At 54.7% G+C, this 17,881-nt stretch carries 10 protein-coding genes; 1 reads left to right on the top strand and 9 read right to left on the bottom strand.

Annotation, left to right across the window (positions count from 1 at the left end):
- Nucleotides 1–16 precede the first annotated feature (16 nt).
- The 6 genes from KI379_RS10505 to KI379_RS10480 form a co-directional block, all read right to left on the bottom strand.
- Complete coding sequence (locus KI379_RS10505) at nucleotides 17–2,218, bottom strand: DEAD/DEAH box helicase (protein WP_212983509.1); 2,202 nt, start codon at nucleotides 2,216–2,218, stop codon at nucleotides 17–19.
- On the bottom strand, nucleotides 2,215–3,534 hold the full coding sequence (locus KI379_RS10500) for an ATP-binding protein (RefSeq protein ID WP_212983508.1): 1,320 nt from the start codon (nucleotides 3,532–3,534) through the stop codon (nucleotides 2,215–2,217). Before KI379_RS10500 ends, KI379_RS10505 begins: the two co-directional genes overlap by 4 nt.
- A gap of 5 nt (nucleotides 3,535–3,539) precedes the next feature.
- The gene (locus KI379_RS10495; RefSeq protein ID WP_212983507.1) at nucleotides 3,540–5,267 is read right to left on the bottom strand and encodes a TerB N-terminal domain-containing protein; all 1,728 of its coding nucleotides are present in this window, start codon (nucleotides 5,265–5,267) and stop codon (nucleotides 3,540–3,542) included.
- 273 nt (nucleotides 5,268–5,540) lie between these two features.
- The gene (locus KI379_RS10490; RefSeq protein WP_212983506.1) at nucleotides 5,541–11,780 is read right to left on the bottom strand and encodes an S-layer homology domain-containing protein; all 6,240 of its coding nucleotides are present in this window, start codon (nucleotides 11,778–11,780) and stop codon (nucleotides 5,541–5,543) included.
- Nucleotides 11,781–12,046: 266 nt separating this feature from the next.
- Nucleotides 12,047–13,105, bottom strand: coding sequence for a Gfo/Idh/MocA family protein (locus KI379_RS10485; RefSeq protein ID WP_212983505.1), 1,059 nt, complete (start codon nucleotides 13,103–13,105; stop codon nucleotides 12,047–12,049).
- A gap of 12 nt (nucleotides 13,106–13,117) precedes the next feature.
- Entirely contained in the window at nucleotides 13,118–13,993 is an 876-nt protein-coding gene (locus KI379_RS10480) for a sugar phosphate isomerase/epimerase family protein (RefSeq protein WP_212984684.1), read from the bottom strand.
- Nucleotides 13,994–14,129: 136 nt separating this feature from the next.
- On the opposite strand from KI379_RS10480, the gene KI379_RS10475 reads away from it, so the two are divergent.
- On the top strand, nucleotides 14,130–15,017 hold the full coding sequence (locus KI379_RS10475) for a helix-turn-helix transcriptional regulator (RefSeq protein ID WP_212983504.1): 888 nt from the start codon (nucleotides 14,130–14,132) through the stop codon (nucleotides 15,015–15,017).
- A 220-nt stretch (nucleotides 15,018–15,237) separates the two neighbouring features.
- Here KI379_RS10475 and yjcZ read toward each other — a convergent pair whose 3' ends face one another.
- The 3 genes from yjcZ to KI379_RS10460 form a co-directional block, all read right to left on the bottom strand.
- Entirely contained in the window at nucleotides 15,238–15,351 is a 114-nt protein-coding gene (gene yjcZ, locus KI379_RS10470) for a sporulation protein YjcZ (RefSeq protein WP_084203718.1), read from the bottom strand.
- A gap of 114 nt (nucleotides 15,352–15,465) precedes the next feature.
- On the bottom strand, nucleotides 15,466–16,194 hold the full coding sequence (locus tag KI379_RS10465) for a ThuA domain-containing protein (protein WP_212984683.1): 729 nt from the start codon (nucleotides 16,192–16,194) through the stop codon (nucleotides 15,466–15,468).
- Between the two features lie 53 nt (nucleotides 16,195–16,247).
- Entirely contained in the window at nucleotides 16,248–17,852 is a 1,605-nt protein-coding gene (locus KI379_RS10460; RefSeq protein ID WP_212983503.1) for an extracellular solute-binding protein, read from the bottom strand.
- Nucleotides 17,853–17,881: the final 29 nt, after the last annotated feature.

The raw sequence follows: 17,881 nt of genomic DNA, 5'->3' as shown, positions 1-17,881 counted from the left end.
CCCCCGTTCGTATCCATTAGGAAGAAAACTCCGCTGGCTCTCCCAATATTCCTTCTCTCAGCCCTTTGAGGTCCAGCCCATCGACGACGAACGCGCGGCGAACCAGATCCGGAGCGACAAATTCATCGTACTTGCCGAGGTACGGGGCTTCTTCCGGAGCGAGGAGCTGTTCTTCGCCGCACCGGGAACATTCGGCCGCGATCTCCTGAATCAGCGTCCCGGCATCGCTGTTGCCGGCGACGACCATGTAATATGGCTCCATCGGCACGATGGATCTCAGGGAGAGGCGATCCGCCAAGTGGTGCTTCAGCATCCGTTCCAGTGTGCGGAACTGCTTGCTGCCGACCCACGGCAGCACAAAGAGCGAATCGCCGCCGGCCGGAATGACGATATCGCGGAGCAGTCCGCTTTCTCTAGCCAGGCGCCGGGCTCGCTCCAAACGATTCACCGCCTGTGGCGACAAGTACGGATAAATCGTGGAATCGGCAAGCACTTCTCTCATTTTCCGCATCACTTTCGTGTGAATATCGCCGCCCGATCCAAGCCACAGTGTGTCCACCTTGCCTTTGGCCGCCTTCACATACACAGCTTTGTGCTTGGTGTCCACCTCCACCACTTTCCACAGCTTCCCGGCCAAGGAGAAGCAATAACCGGGCGGCGGTACCGTCGTGATGGAGCCGATTTCCTCGGAGCCGTTATACACGACGTGGTCCTCGTCATCCTTAAACACCGCATAAAAACGGTAGTTATTCACGATCTTCTCCCCCGTCAGCCCGATGATGAGGGTCTGTTCTTCGGTCCATTGAATGTGGTCGGTCTGGATCAGGTAGCTGAGAAACACTTTGAACTCATCAGGTGTCACATGTTTAAACGAAGGAAGCGTAAGGACCGCACGCGCCAATTCGGCGGGTTCACATTCCCCTATGCTCTTCAGCATGCTCATTGTCTGGTGGTACAGGGTCCCGACAGGCATCCGGCGGATATCATGAGGCTCCACCCATTTATAGCGCACATAGAGTTCAATGACCGCGATGGCCCGAAGCAGGGTCCAGGGCATTCTGGCCGGAAGCGGTGCTTCTTCATCTTCTTCCTCCTGTACGACAAACAGCATTTCCGAAGCGGAGTCGCCCCTGCGTCCGGACCGGCCAAGCCGCTGGACGAAGCTGGAGGCGCTGTACGGCGCGCCGAGCTGTACCACCCGCTCCAGCTCTCCCAGGTCGATGCCCAGCTCCAGCGTCAGCGTTGCCGCCGCCACGGCCGGACCCGGCCCGATCTTCAGCGCGCTCTCGGCTTCCTCCCGCAGCATAGCTGAAATGCTGCCGTGATGCACATAAAAGACGTCCGGCTGGTTGCGTCTGGCCGCGACCCTGCGCATTTCCAGCGTCGTCAGCTCGGCATCGGACCGGCTGTTCGTGAAAATCAGCGCTTTCTTCAGGTGCGTCGTCTCGTAAATATACTCGTAGTACGCTTTGCGTGCGTTTTGCAGCTGCTCCGCCTGCTCCTCGTCCCTCGCATCGGGAAACGAAAAATGGTCGACCCGAAGCCGAAGCTTGCGGCCGCCCGGCGATGTGACCACGGATACTTGCTCGGGACTGCCCGCTCCGAGCCAGGCAGTTGCGGAATCGTAGTCGCTCAAAGTGGCGGACAAGCCCACTCGTCTAGGACGGCAGCCCGCCATCCGCTCTAACCTGGTGATCTGGCTCAGCACTTGAATCCCCCGGTCTGCACCCATAAACGCATGGACCTCATCGATAATGATGTACCTGAGGTCCTGAAATAGCGCCGGGATCGCATTCGGACGGTTCATCAGCAGCCCTTCCAGCGACTCGGGGGTAATTTGCAGAATGCCCGAAGGATTTCGCATCAGCTTCGTTTTCTCCGCCTGAGATACGTCGCCGTGCCAGTGCCATACCGGGATCCGCGATTCGATCAGCAGGTCCTTCATCCGCTCAAACTGGTCGTTAATGAGCGCCTTGAGTGGTCCAATGTACAAAATCCCCACAGATTTCGCCGGCCGCTCGTGCAACTCGGACATGGCCGGAAAGAAGGCCGCCTCCGTCTTGCCGGAAGCCGTACCGGCCGCGATCAGCAGATGATTGCGCGTATCGAAGCAGATGTTGAGCGCTTCGACCTGTGCCGGACGAAGCGTCTCCCACCTTTTTTTGTAAATATACTCCTGAATGAAAGGGGCCAGCTTGTAAAACGGGTTACCGCTCATAGCTCGAACTCCGCCAAAAAGTCGCTGACTTCGTCCGGATCGGCATCCGCCGGCTTCACGCTGCGCTCCCCGACCAGCTGCTCAAAGGTAATTTCCGGATTCTGATGCAGGGTATGAAGCAGATCCATATAATCGCGGATCACTTCGCGCGGGGTCAGCAGCTGATCCGCTCCGAGCCGGCCGGCCGCATTTTCCATAAACGTAATAATTTCTCTGCTGCCGACACCAGGCTCATATCCATAATGCATGGCATGAATCCGCGTCAGCTTTTCCAACAGGATGAAAATTTCTTCACTCGACAGCATCTCCAGCTTAATGATCGGTCCGGAGTAATTGGCGAAGCCGCTTCCCGCATACCGTCCTTCGATCAGGCGGGAGCGCAGCGCTTCGTAGCTGAAGAGTCCCCTGCGCTCATCTTCCACAAACTGGGGCGTTCCCCCGATAAAGATGCCGAGATGCTCGGCTTTCCCCTGCATCGTATCATTGAACATCGTCAGCAGCTTCTCATAGTTACTCTGCCGGGAAACGCTGTTCGTAATTTTGTACAAATTGACCGCTTCGTCGATGAAGAGCAGCAGTCCTTTATATCCGATTTTTGCCGTAAACTCCGCCCACAGCTTCATGTAATCGTACCAGTTGTCGTCATCGATGATCACGCCCACCTCAAGCTCGCGCCTCGCTTCCGTCTTCGTCGGAATTTCACCGCGAAGCCAGCGCAGTGCTGCCTGCTTACGGTCGTCGTCTCCCAGCTTATATCCGTTCCAGTAGACGGACAGTACCTTGGCGAAATCAAATCCGTGCACCAGGCTCTGCATCTGCGAAGTCACCGTGAAAATCCGCTGCTCCACCTCTTCATGGAGTCCAGCGTCATTCGGACGGAGTCCCTTCTCCTGCATCGCGGACTGCTGCAGGCCGGCGATCCACTTCTGGAGGATAGCTTCCAAAGCTCCCCCGTCCGGCCGCGTGCGGGTAGACAAATGGGTCATCAGCTCACGGTACGTAGCCAATCCCTGGCCTTTCGTTCCCACCAGCCGCCGTTCCGGAGACAAATCGGCATCTGCCACGACAAAGTCACGGTCCATGGCATAATTGCGGAAGGTCTGGAGCAGAAAGCTTTTTCCACTGCCATAACGGCCGGTAATAAATTTGAAGCCTGCTCCACCTTCGGCGATGTTGTCCATATCCCTTAGAATGGCGTCCACTTCGGCCCGGCGTCCCACGGCGACATGCTCAAGCCCTACTCGGGGCACGACACCCGCCGTCAATGAATTCACGAGCGCGGTGGTCAGCCTTTTGGGTATCTTCACTTCATTCATTCGTTTCATCCTTTCAAGTTCTCAAAGCAATCCATATATTCCTGGGCGATTCGGTCCCCGTCAATGACCAGGTCGCCGATCGTCTCCATGGCCAAGTCATTAATCTCATCGATGATCAAACCGGGCATCGTCCCGTGACGGTCAGCCACTTGGTTTAAGTCTGCATTCGGAGTTGATCCTGTCAAAATACGCAGCGCCTCCAGCTGGTATGGTGCCAGCATCTCCGCAAAGCGGGCCCATTCCTCATCCAGCCCGGAGGTGTCCCAAGCTGCCCGGTCGGCACTTGTCGCTTCGACGGATTCTGAGGGCCTCGAATCTGTACTTATTGCATGATTATCGTCTGCCAGGAGTTCCGGATCCGGACTGTGATCCGTTTCCGTTACGGAGGCATGTTCCTGATCGGAGCTTACATCTGTATCCGATACTTGGCCAGATCCTAGCTCATGACGGGTATCCATCTCCGGAAAGCTTGCAGGTTCCTTCGCCTCTTCCGAATGAAGCCCAACGACAGGATGGATGGTCGATCCTTCACCAGACGGATTCGAATAGACGGCGCTCGACTTATTTGCAGGGGCAACCGTTTCCTCGTCTTTTTCCTCTGTCGTGCCCGCTTCTTCAACGGTGAGCATGCTCCGGACATATTCGGTGTCCTTTTGCAGTGAAGCGAGCTTGTCCGAATCGATCACAATCGCCGGTCTTTCCTCCTGACGGCCGGTCAGCTCACGCTTCAGATAAAGCTCTACTAGACGCTCGATCGATGGTGCGATTTCTACACCTCGTAGACGTCCCTTAAATCCCCGGTGTTCCCGCAGCTTGTTTTCCGTGTACCGGATAATTTGCGTCACCCAGCTCCGCAGCGGTGCATGGTTGCGGATCGGAATGGTGGTCACCGGAAGTAAACGCCCATACAAACGGGCATCATACACCGCTCTGTGGAACAAATACCTTTCAGTTGTTTTTGGCTGAATATCCGGTGCAAACAATTCCTTCCATTGATCGTTTTCCTTTTCGCGCAAATAACCGGCAGCCAGCGATACGATCCGCGGAATATGATAATCTAAATCCTCTTGGCCCGCTTCCACATAAAACCTGCTGTCCTGGACATCGTAATCGCTTAAAATAAGCAGTAATTCCATCGGAATCTGCAGCGGTTGGTCTTGGAATAATCGCACGAGCTCCAAATCCATCAGCTCATGGGACAGCAAGCTGCCCGCCCTTTGCGTAATGTGAATCAACGGAATATCAAGCTTGTGAATAAGCACAAAGTCGGCGGTCCATTCCTTTAAATAATGATCCAGCCTGGGGAACGTGTCCCGGTAAGCCGTCCAAATCTCATCCAGCAGCCTGTATCCTTCTCTGGGATCGGTCCAGCCGACTTGATGAATCAGCTCATAAACGTATATGAAGATATAGGACAGATCCGTACGATGATAACGACCCTGCCGCACTTCGCTCCTCCAGTAAAAATACCATTTCCGCTGAGCCTCGGTCATCTGCTGATAAGTCGCCCAATAGCTCATAAAAGGAACAAATGGGGCCGGCTCGCCAGCTTCATCCGCTCTTCCAAGCGCTTCCTCAGCAAAGGCCTGCTCCCGGCTCTCCATACTAAACGTTATGGATTTCGACGGAGTGACGGCCGCGGGGTCCCTGGCGGGAATGCGCATGCCTTCACCGGCATCTCCGCCCAGATCGATCTCCGTAAATTCAATGGGTCCTCTTTCGTTATTGTTCACGTATATCCATCCCTAACCGGTGATTTCCAAACTAGATCCGAACCAGTCTATCTAGATTCGCAAGACTAACATCATGAATTAAAAATATTATATCATGGCAGCCCCGAAACTTTATGGAATTTCAATTTCATTGTATGTGTTGATTATAGAACGCACGTTCGCCGGTTTCAAGGGCGGAATCGAAACGCACACAAGCCGGCGCCAAAATTTCTGGCGCCGGCTTGCGGCAGGCAGGAAGGCTTAACCGCCGCTTTCCCCCTCATTTTATACATGCTATTTTTGCGCGATTAACGTGTACATCATTTTCGCTGTTTCTGCGCGGGTGACTTGACCCTGCGGATCGAACTTGCCGCCGCCTTTACCGTTCATCAGACCGAATTGACCGGATTCTGTAACAGCCTGCTTCGCCCATCCGGATACGTTTTGCATATCGGCAAAGCTGTTGGATGCAGCCGATTCGCCGCTCCAGTTCACCGCTTTGGCCAGCTTCACCACAATGGACGCAGCTTCCTCGCGGCTGATCGGATCCTGAGGTCTGAATTTGCCGCCGCTTCCTTGGATGAGTCCGAGTTTTGCAGCCTCAGCCACCGCGCCGGCGTAATAGCTGTCCGCTGGGACATCCGTAAAGGCCGAACTTCCCGAAGCTTGCGAAGTGGTGCCCATCATTCGCATCGCCAGTGTGAGGAAATCCGCACGACTGACGTTCAGCTTAGGCCCGAATCGGTTCTCGTCGATTCCTGTGACCAGATGTTTGGCGGCCAGCTTGCCGATGTATTCGTCCGCCCAGGAGCCGTTCACATCCGCAAATTGCTTATGATACTCAAGCACAGCGAACGGAGCAAGGTGATCTGCCGTAAAGCTGACCGTTCCACCGCTGAAATGCCCGCCAAGATATTTAGGCTGGCCGCTGCCCAGCTCATAAACCCCAGCGTAATCGGTATCCAGTTTTTGCAGCTGCTCAGGGGTTAGCTTACCCTCAACCGTCACGGGGCCGCTCAGATTCTGGATCTCGGCTTCCGCCTGACCATTGACCTTGACCAGCTTAAGTGTGTACACCGGCCCGGCAAGACTATAGTCGGATCGGGATCCAATGGCATCTCGTACAGCCTGGCTGGCTGTACTGTTCATCGTCGCATCCATACGCAGTACCAGCTGCTGTGCATCGGTCAGCGAGCCCGGCCAAGATGCCGCAGGCAACGTAACCGTCATGTCAGGTCCGGCAACGATCAGCGACAGACCGTTTTGTTTGGCTTTGGACACGCTGGCTGCAGGCAGGGACAAGGAAGCCGCCAGTTGTCCTTGACCGCTCGCTCCGTCGAGCGTGACGACGATTTTGCCGTTCGTGCTTTCGGTCATGGCCTGGTCTAATGCCTTCGCATCGACCTGATAGCTTCCGTTCGTGCCCGGCTTCAGCACCACAGTTCCCTTATTGCCGCCTGTTCCCGGATTAGAAGGTGTTTCAAGGGAAGTGGCGTTTCCGTTACCCGGTTGTGACGGCGTTGTTCCACCGACATTTCCGCCACTGTTGCCTCCGCTGCCGCCCCCGTTGTTTCCTCCGTTACCGCCGCCAGGGTTGCCGGAATTGTTCTTCCCGGTATAGAAGCCCCAAATATCGGAGAGCGTGCTGCCGCTGTGCGCGTCTTCCGCTTTTACGTACCACTGCTGGTAGCTGTCCGCAGGCAACCCGTTCCATGAGACAGATGCCTCGGACCCGCTGGCCACTTCACGGCTGCTTCCGATTTCGTTATCGGTGTACACTTTGACGCTGATGTAATCCGTCGCAACCTGCTTGGTTTTCGGCTGGAGATCCAGGTCCAGGTCAAACTCGTCTTTGCCCGGATTTTCCTGCGGATCATAGTAGTTATAATCGTTCAAATATGGCGAATACGTTTTGATGTGAAGCTTGTTGTTCTTCATATCGAACTGCATAAGACGGATGTAACCCAGCCCGCCCTCAGGCGCTCCCTGGTAATCGGCGAGCATCTGATAGACGTTGCGGTCCGGCAGGCCGTCGCCGTTGTCATCAAGCTCATCCACCTTCAGCTCCGCGTCGTGATAATGCCCGGACAGCGCTGCGATGACGTTCTTGTTCGGCTTCACGACCTTTTCGAAAATTTGGTCCGCAATTGGTGCGCGGTTATTCGATACGAGCATGTACTCATGCAGGCACAGGATCGCTTTGCGTTCCGGATACTTGGACACCACTTCGTTCATCCATTCGATTTCGTCGTCCCCGAGACCCCAACCCATGTAGACGATGATAAAGTCGTTTCCGTTCGAAGATACCAGGTCGTAATGACCGCGGTTGTTGTCATAGGAGCCGGCAAACGTCGAGTTGTTCTTAAACCGGTCCTCTCCGAAATACTCTTTGAACTTCGTATAATCGTTATCCTGATGGCCCACGTCGTGGTTACCGGCCAGTACGCCGTAAGGAATGCCGGCATTCTCCAGCACCTTCATGTCCTTGTCGGCTTCGACCCACTGATACTCCTCATAGGATTTGTCGACGACGTCGCCCGTGTGAATGACGTATTGAATATTCATTTTTTCCTTCTGGGCAGCGATCCAGTTGACGATATCCTGATAAATTTTTGGATAGCTCTGCGAATAGTACTGAGTGTCGGACATCCAGACGAACGAGAAGTCGTAAGGATCTTCCTGCTCCGGCGAAGGCTTGGTGCCTGCGGCCGCACCCTCCGCCGCCGCGGCGATTTCGTCCTGCACCATGACGTCGATCGCTCGGCCGGACGCATAATCTCCCGCCTTCACGGTTGCGTTCAGCTCAAAGTCTTCGGTTCCGGCGATCACATGATCAAGCTGGATCCATTTGCTCTGCGAAGGACTCCAGGCATACAAGCTGACCTTGCGGCCTTCGAGCGACTTTCCTTTCCAGTGGATATCCACGCGGTCCGACGATTTCACGGATGGGTCAAGCTTCACTTCGAATCGCTGGTAAGGGAACTTGTCTACCGACTCGTTCACCAAATATTTGCCGTCTTCCGCAGTGATTTTGGCGTAATCTCCCGGATTCATTTGCGTTTCGCCTGTAGGAGCCATTTCCTTCGGAGGCTCGGTCACCGAAGCGTTCAAGTACCCTGTAAAGTCCTCCGTCCGGCTTCCGTCGTATTTATACCCCTTGTAAAAGAGCACATTCATCGGGTCCTGGCTCGGGTCCTGCACCTTGACGGTCAGATTGGCGCTGCTTCCCACGTTCGTCTGCCCTTGCTGCGGGCTGACCAGCTCCGGAGCCAGCGGGTTCTCGTCAGGAACCGTGAATTTCACGTTCTTCGTACTTTCATTGCCCGCCTTATCCACCGCATGAATGGTCAGCGAATGTTCCCCGCCTTTCAGCGATCCGGACGAAGTTTGATACGGAAGCTTGATGCTCTGATCGTCCAGCTTCACGTCAACCTTGTCCACACCCGCATAAGCGTCCTCGATTTCGGCATCCAGCGTAAACTCACCGCGGTATTCCTTGCCGTTTTCGATCGATGGCTTGATCTCCGGAGGCGTATTATCCACGATGACGGTAGCCTTATATTCATCCGTTCCGTCCGTCACTTTGATTTCGTGCGGGCCGTCTGCCGCTTCGAGCGTGTTCCAGGCGTAAGCCTTGGACTTCAGCTGGTCGGCAGTCAGGTTAAACTTGAACCCAACAGACTCGTTTTTCCCGGCGGAATCCCCCATTTTGATCACTTGATCCTTAACGCCATAGGCCGGATCCCAGATTTCGGTTCCGTCCGCCAGCACGAGCCTTACGTTCTTGATCTCAAAATCGTCCTTGTTCTCTTCCGGACGGTCGTCAAACGGGCCCGTTTTGGAACCGGCGCGAACATAAATGATATTGTCCTCGTCCGCCTTGAGGCGATCGGCGCTGATCGGGAACGAAAGCGTCGTATACGTAGTGATCGGGTCCAGGAACGTATACAGGATCGATTTGTCTCCGAGCTCTGCCGGTCCCATCGTCACTGCATTTTTGAAGTAGTAGTCGACATTGACCGCATCGAAAACAAAGTAAGCGTCATGCTCAAGCTGGGTGAACGTGTTTCCAACCGCAACCGGTTTGCCGTCAATGCTCAGCTGCAGTCTGTCCGATCCTAGGGATTCGGCCGTGCCTTTAATGGTGCTTGTCCCCTTAATGATCTGTTGGTCCTTCACGTTCAGCCGCAGCGGAGAAGAATCCGGTCCACCCGTAATGTCTACTTTGACCGGATCGGTTTTCGTTTCGTTTACGCCGTCCGACGCAGCAAAATAATATTCGATGTATTTTCGGCCGATCAATTCTGCAGAGGACAGCTTGTAGTGGTACATCGTATCGTTGAAGTCCTCGGACAGATTATGCAATGTATAATCGCTCTGCTTGTCGGAGCGCACGTACACCTGAACGGACCGGACTTCCTTGTCGTCCTGCGCATCGGCGATCAGCTCGAGGCTCTTCGACTGTTCGATTTCCTTAACCTTCGTTACATCTTCGATCGTCGGAGGATTGTTGTCCTCTTCCTGATGGACCGGCTCGCTTGGAACTTGAGAGGCCGCTACCGATCCTGGGGATGCCGCTTGTGTCCCGGTGCTTGCCTTGATCATCGTCGTGCTGCCGTTCTGTGGGTAAGCATAATGCAGCCCCATATTTTCCTTGGTTTCGTCGCCTTTGGTGCCGTTCTCGTACAAGGTATCCGCGTCATAATAAGACGCCGAAATTTCCTTGCCGGTATTCGTTTTAATGACAATCGCGCGGCGCCCGGAATTGGACATCCCGTCGCTCTGAATCATAAACAGGTTTTGGTTCTCTACCAGATTCGTTTTGTAGAAATCGTTGAATTGTTCCGCCGTGTATGACTGGTTGGCGCTGTTTTTGATCCAGAAAACGACCGTTCCCTTGGCTGGGATGAAAAAGTCCTCCTTCGTCGACGGCCATACGACATCACCGGCCGCCCCTTTATCCGGGTAGCGGTAATACAGCTTATAGTTTTTAAAAGATACCGGCTGGTCCGTATTGTTGTACACTTCAATCGCTTCATATGCGTCTGTCGACGTCCCAGACACGTTCGTAGTATTCGGGACAAGCTCCGTGACCAGCAGCGGAGGTGCCTTAGCCGGGTCAAATTCGGGCAGGTTCACCTTGGCGGAGTATGATTTCTCCGTTTGGCTGGCTGCGATGCGGTAATCGATTTGGGGCTCAACCAGCGCCGCGGCCGGAATGGTCGCCTTATAGTCGCCCGTGCCTTGAGCGTCCGCCATCGGGATCACCGTATATCTCGTTTGGCCAGGCATTTTGTAAAGGAGTTGAACAGGCGCCGGAGTGCCGTCACTGTTCTTGCCCGGATTCTCGACATGCGCCTGAATCTCGAGGTCCTGCACTTCGACGGACGTTGGCGGCGTATGGGTGATGACCGTCTCGCTTCCTTTCGGCACCTCGACCGGAACGAGCTGCGCGGAGTCAACCGTTCCCGGTGTCGCCAGGGCTTGTCCGGAAGCAGGCATCACCGCCATTTGCACGCTGCCTTCCGCCGGATGCTGAAATAGGATGCCCTGATTCGTCTTGACATGCTGGGCTTCATAAGAAGCCGTCACAATGATGCTGCCTGCGCTGTCCTTAATAGACAGCGTTCTGGCTGCCGTGTTGGCCATACCACCGCCACCGTTGATGCGGAACAGATTCTGTCCCTCCACCATGCTCGCCCCGTAATTTTTGTTAAATGCTTCCTGGGTCTCGGTTTTGTTGCTGTCGTTCATAATCCAGAAAACTGCCGGGCTGTGAGCAGGAATGATCATATCTCCGTCGCTGACAGGCGTCCAGTTGTCCTTATTATTATAAAAGAAAGAATAGTCCTTGAAATTGATGTTCTGATCCGTGTTGTTATAAACTTCGACATATTCGTAAGCATCTGCTGAAACACCAGCCACGTTGGCTGTATCCGGAACCATCTCGGTAATCAGCAGCGGCAGCTCGGCTGTAGAAACGTTCGCTACCGTATCCTGCCCGGTGCCTGATTCTGGTTCACTGCCCTTAATAGGCGCGCTATAAGCGATTGTCTGCAGCACCTTGGACTGCTCGTCCAGCAGCGTTATCGAATAATTCAGAATTGTGCCCTTTAGCGCTTCTGCTGGAATGATTGCGTTGTATGTATCCTGCTTGCCCTCGACCTGTACCAACGGTACCGATGCTTCGGTGTTCCCGTCCACGGCATACTTCACGACACCTGACCAACCAGCCGCGGCTGTTCCTGTGATGACTGCGCTCACCGTGAAATCCTGATCGGCCGAAACTTCAGCAGGTGCCTGATGAGCGATCTGCAGCGCATTTTGCGCCTGCTGACCCTCCTGCGGGGTCTCCGTGTTCGTGCTGTTGTCTGCTGCGGGGGCGGTGGGATCGTTCACCGGCTCTGCCGTAACGACAGGCGCCGTTTGATCGCCCAGGCCGTCTGCGTAGCTGACGGGTGCCGCTGCGCTGATCAGCATACTGCCAAGCATCACGGCGGACACGCTGCGCTGCAGCTTACTAGTCCTCTTCAATGGGTAAGTCTCTCCTTCACTCATGAAATGTTGTCTGCATCCTGTTGTATGCATACTTCAGTGTAGTGAGTATTTATTTACGCCATGTCATTGGAATGTAAATGGATCGTTAACCTCATTAAAGCAGTAAAGGCGGGGCTCCCCCCTACACTTAGCGCAGCGAAAAAAGGACTGCGGCAAAAGCCGGCAGTCCTTGTCATGTCACGCAACAGCAAACGAAATGGATGATAAACATTCATCCGCCTTGATAAGTTGGATTCAACGGGTTATGCCTGCACCGCAGGTCCCGCCTCCATCACTTCGTGGATCAGCACCTTGCTGCCCGTCTTGGCGCTTTCCAGCGCAGCCAGCACCATGGCCATGCTGTAGATGTTGTCGCTGCAGTCCGTTTCCGGCTTGCGCCCCGCTTCAAGCGCCGCGAACATTTCGTCCAGGCAGCCGTGATGAAAGGTGTTGCGCATGGTGTCAAGCACGCCGGGTACGCGCGTATACTCGCGGATAAACTTACCGTCCTGATCCCCTTCGGCTACGACTTCGGCATAAGGTTCGCCGTGTCCGTCCCAAACGGCCGTCCCCTTTTCTCCGGTGACGCGCCAGGATGCTTCCCAGGATGTCGGCATTCCCTCGGCGCACCAGGAGCCGCGGTAGTTGAACACCGTGCCGTCGGACATCTCAAAGATACAGATGGCCATGGCATTCCCCTCATACCAGGATCCGGGAGGATTAAACTCATGACAGTATACCGACACCGGATTGGCCCCCGTAATAAGGCGGGCCTGATCAAACGTATGGATTGCCATGTCCAGGAGCAGCGGGCTGGCCATCGCTTCGCGGAAGCCGCCGAAATGGGCGCCGATAAAGAAGTCTGCCCCGATAAATCCCGTCCGTCCGATCGTTCCCTCGGCAATCAGCTTGCGGAAGGCCCGGATGCGCGGGTCGTAACGACGATTCTGCATCACGGCATGCGTGCGCCCGGTCCGCGCCGATCTCCGGACAATGTCCAGACAGTCCTCCATCGTTTCAGCCAGCGGCTTCTCTGCAAATACGTCGCAGCCCAGCTCCAGGGCCGTCGCGCTCACACCATGATGGCTCGAGGGAATAGTCACGTCAAAAACGAGATTCGCTCCCGTGGCCTGAATCGCTTCCTTGACATCTGTAAATACCGGGCAGCTCAGCGACTTGCGCTCAGCCATCGCCAGCGCCGCTTCCTTTTTAATATCCACCAATCCGACGATCTCGGTGTCTTCCCGCCCGGCCGTGTAATCGACCCAGGTATTCGCCATGCCGCCGCAGCCTGCGACGACGACTTTGTACTTCGCAGTCATCCGCTTGTCCTCCTACTCCGGATTCGGGATGAAATCCCCGCCCCGGCACCGTTTTAAATAATTCAATGCGTGAACCTGGCCCGTCATCTCCAGTTCACCCCTGTAAACCGGGTCATGCCAGCCTTCGATGTCGATCGTTCCCTGATATCCGTTCTGCCGCAAAATGGTGATGATGTCCGCCCAGTTGCTGTCGCCGAATCCCGGCGTCCGGTGCCAGACGAACGGCTGATTGCCGTGAACGCCGTGCTCTCTGACGACATCCCATGCGATCGTGGCGTCTTTTCCATGGACATGGAACACTTTCGGAGCCCATTTGCGAAGCTGCGGGATCGGATCGATCAGGCTGACCATTTGGTGGCACGGCTCCCATTCCAGTCCGAGATTGTCCGCCGGCACAGCATTGAACATCATTTCCCACGCAGCCGGACCATGGGCGATATTCCAGTCCCCGGTCTTCCAGGTGCCGTCCATGTCGCAGTTCTCAAACGCCAGTTTGACGCCTTGACCTGCCGCCCGCCGCGCCAGCTCTCCAAATACCTCTGCAAATTTCGGGATGGATTCGTCAATGGGACGTCCCGTTAAACGGCCCGTGAAACCGGATACAATTTCAGTGCCGAACAAGTGGGCATGATCGATCAGCCGCTCCCACGTCGCCAGCGTATCCTCATTGTTGCCTTCTCCAGTTAAAGGATTGCCGAACACACTGATGGCCGAAATGACAAAATCATGTTCATCCGCCAGCTCTCTCACTCGCGCAGCAAGCTCCTTCAGATCGGTGCCCCCCGAGGTTTGCCAAAAAGTCAGATTAAACGATTCAAAGCCGTGCTTGACGATCTGCGGGATCACTCGGACCGCGTCAGCACCGCCGACCAGCGTTCCGATACGCATGATATTGGTATCCAATATTGTGATCACTCCTATATTGACATATAGTATTCGTAACATCACCATTATAGCGGGGAGAACCGCCGTTTTCTCTAACCGATCTTGTTGAATACTAGTCTGATTTTGAGGGGGTGTGGAAATGACCTATCCCAGGGACCTATGGGAAGATACCGCGCTGGAGAATACCGCTTATCCGTTCCAGCTTTTTCAAAACCGCTGCCTTGCCGCCCGCGCCGGCCACTGTATTCTGTACCTGCACTGGCACGAGCATTTTGAGCTGCTTGTCATGAAGCGCGGCAGCGCCGTGTTCCATATCGACAGCCGCCCGTATGCTGCAGCTGAAGGGGATGTCCTCATCATTCCCGGCGGGAGCCTTCACGTAGGCTACTCCCTCGCCGAAGGCGACGTCCATTATGACTGCATTGTCGTCAATGCTTCCCTGTTTAATGACTGGCTGCATGATCCTATACATATTCAATACGTCGCCCCCTATCTGGAAGGCCGGCTTCGGTTCCCTGTAAAAATAAGCTGTTTTGAAGAAGGGCATCCCGCTCATTTGGCCCACTTGGAGGAGATCATCCGGGAACTCAGCTCCAAGCCTCCGGCTTACCAGCTGACCGTGAAATCCAGACTGCATCTCTTCTTGACGCTGTTGGCCAGGGAGAATAATCCGAGCATGCTCGAAGCAGAGGCACATAACGCTTATTTTCCCAACCGGGAGAGGTTTAAACAGCTGATCCGGCATATCGAATCGAACTTTTCGGATAAAATGACCATTGAGCAGGCAGCCAGGCAGGTCAGCCTGAATCCGTACTATTTCTGCAAGCTGTTCAAGCGGCTGACGGGCCGCACTTTTGTTGAATACGTTAACATTTGCAGAGTTAAGGAAGCCCGGCGGCTCCTGACCGAAACCAACGAGTCCGTGACGGAAATCGCTTCGCGTGTAGGGCTTGACAATCCGAATTATTTTACGAAGCTCTATAAAAAGTACATGGGGACGACACCAACCAGGGAAAGAAAAAGCTGAATAGGATTGGCCCCGGTGCCAAAACTTCACTTGGTCCAAAGAAAACAGGTGCAATCCGTTTGCAAATTTACGTAATGAAGATTATGTAAACATCAGGGCAATAACACAGGGTTGTTCGCACAGACTCACTTGTTATGTATACCCCACTTTTCTTCGGGCTTCCATTTCAGCCGCCGTACAAATGCAAAGGGCCTAGCTGATAGCTAAGCCCTTTGAGAGATTAATAGATAAATGCCTTGGTGATAATGACCAGGAGAATAAACAAAACGAGAATGGCAGCTACGCTGTTCCCCCACATTCCGCCGCCGTATCCAGCACCAGCTACTTCACTCATGTGCGAGTCCCTCCTTCGTATCGGAATACATCACATTCTATGATTCGATCCTGGGAGGGGAGCGGGCTAAGAGGAAGGTTCCCGCCAATATGTGCTGTTGTAATGCAGGGCAATTTATCCCTTAACCTGGATAGGCTCCAGCGGCGCCCGGTTGCCATAGACCGGGGCCGCCGCCCCGCTGGGGACAGCCCACTGCACGGCGTTTGTGATGACCCGCTGAATTTCCTCGTTATGATAAGTCGGATAGGTTTCATGACCCGGACGGAAGTAGAAAATTTTGCCCCGGCCACGATAGAATACGGCTCCGCTGCGGAATACTTCTCCGCCCTCAAACCAGGACACGAACACCAGCTCATCGGGCGCCGGGATGTTAAAGTGCTCCCCGTACATCTCCTCTTTCGGCAGCTCGATATACTCGCCGAGACCGACGGCAATGGGATGAGCCGGGTTAATGACCCAGATCCGTTCCTTGTCGTCCGCTTCGCGCCATTTCAGCTGCCCGGTCGGCGTTCCGAGCAGCCGCCCGAATATTTTGGAGGCATGACCGGAGTGAAGCACGATGAGACCCATCCCGTCCATGACCCGGCGGTACACTTTGTCCACGACCGAATCCTGGACTTCATGGTGGGCAAGGTGACCCCACCAGACAAGCACATCCGTCTCCGCTAGTACCTCATCGGTCAATCCGTGCTCCGGTTCATCCAGCGTCGCCGTTGCAACCGTCAATCCGGCCTTCTCCAGAAATCCGGCGATCGTGCCATGGATGCCATCCGGATAAATCTCGCGGACGGCGGCATGCCGCTGCTCATGACGAAACTCATTCCAGACCGTAACTTTCATAATGTTCAGCACTCCTTCGAAAAGCCTATACCGACGGTCGGGATGCGTCCGGCGCGCTATTTTACGCTGTTATAACGCTCATAGGCATCCGTACGGATCGTCACCAGCCGTTCCAGACCCATCTCATTCAGCTTTTTAATGTAAGCGTCCCACTGCTCGTCGATACCGCCCTTTGTAATCCACTGTGCGCGGGTCGTCCGCACATACGTATCGATATCGGTCGTGAGCGTTGGCAGCTCCTGAAATTCCTCAGCGGTATACATGACATTCGGGAACGGGGTCGTAACGTAATCCTTGCCCAGCTTGTCGATGGTCAGCTTGAGGCCGTCCCCGTTGCTCGGGTCGAGGATAATATTTTTCTCAAAGCTCGGGCTCACGTATTTCGGGCCAAAATCACGAACGGAGGACTCCCAATACCACGCATCCGCACTGGTCCCTGCCGGCGGATTCATCAGGGCATAGGTGCCGTCGTCGTTTTTCTTAATGACGGTGTCGATGGCGCCCCAGAAGTTTTGGATGCTGGCTTCGTTCGTATAGAACTGGTCTGCCAAGCGCGCTGCCGCTTCCGGATATTTGCAAGTCGTGGTGATCAGCAGCTCGTTACGCCGGTAGCTGAGCCCGTTCGGATCGCCGACTTGATAACGCTTACCGTCCGGTCCGGATATCGTCGGAATGGTGACATATTCGTCCTTCCATTTGCCGAACACCGCATCCGGCGTCCACTGATGGGTGAAGCCGACCAGCGAAACGTCCGGATTTTGCTGCTTGGCTGTCAGCATAGTGTTGTCCTGGGTAAACAGCTCCTGGTCGATCAGTCCTTCCGAGAACAGCTGATGCGCCCACTTGATCGCTTCCTTGTATTCTTCGGATGTCGGATAATACACCGGTTTGCCGTCTTTGATCATCATGCCGGTACCGTTCAGGTCCGTAATGCCGAATGGATTGAGCAGGTCCATGCTGATGTCGCCGGATCCGCTGTACGGAATTTCGTCCTTTTTACCGTTGCCGTTCGGATCGTTTTCTTTAAAAGCCTTCAGCACTTGATGCAGCTCATCAATCGTCCCGGGAACCTGAAGCCCAAGGCGGTCCAGCCAGGCTTTGTTGATGACCGGCTGATTCTGCGTCACCGGACGGGATGGCAGCCTTGCGGGCAGGGAGTACATTTTGCCGTCCGGGAAAGTGCTGAGCTTCTTCAGCTCCGGCGATTCCTCCATGGCCGCTTTCAAATTCGGCATGTACTTGTCGATATAATCGTCCAGCGGCTGGAAGAGGCTGAGATTATTCACGATATCCGAGTCGGAGAAAGCGATGTCCCCAAAGACAATATCAGGCAGCGTGCCGCTGGCCAGCATGATCGATTTCTGCTCGCCCCAATCGTTGGAAGACATGACCTGCCAGTTGATCTTGATATTCGTTTCTTTTTCCAAATTTTGCAGCCAGGTGTTCTTCGTGAATGTGTCGCCCATATTTCCCCACCGGACAGTCAGCACGTTCAGCGTAATCGGCTCCTTCACGATGGGAAGGCCTGTTTGATTGAAGCTGTCGCTGCTCTCGGCCGTTTTGCCGCCGGAGTCGCCGCCGCTGCACGCCGTCATACCGACCAGCAGCGTGGACACCAGCCCCAAGGTAACCAACAGTTTACCGGCTCTTTTTTTGCCCATTCCAGAAATCCCCCTAATATTTATTAAAT

This window comes from Paenibacillus cineris (assembly GCF_018333335.1).
Classification (GTDB): Bacteria; Bacillota; Bacilli; order Paenibacillales; family Paenibacillaceae; genus Paenibacillus_AQ; species Paenibacillus_AQ favisporus.
The sequence above is the reverse complement of the archived record's forward strand: the minus strand, read 5'-3'. Positions and strand labels throughout refer to the sequence as shown.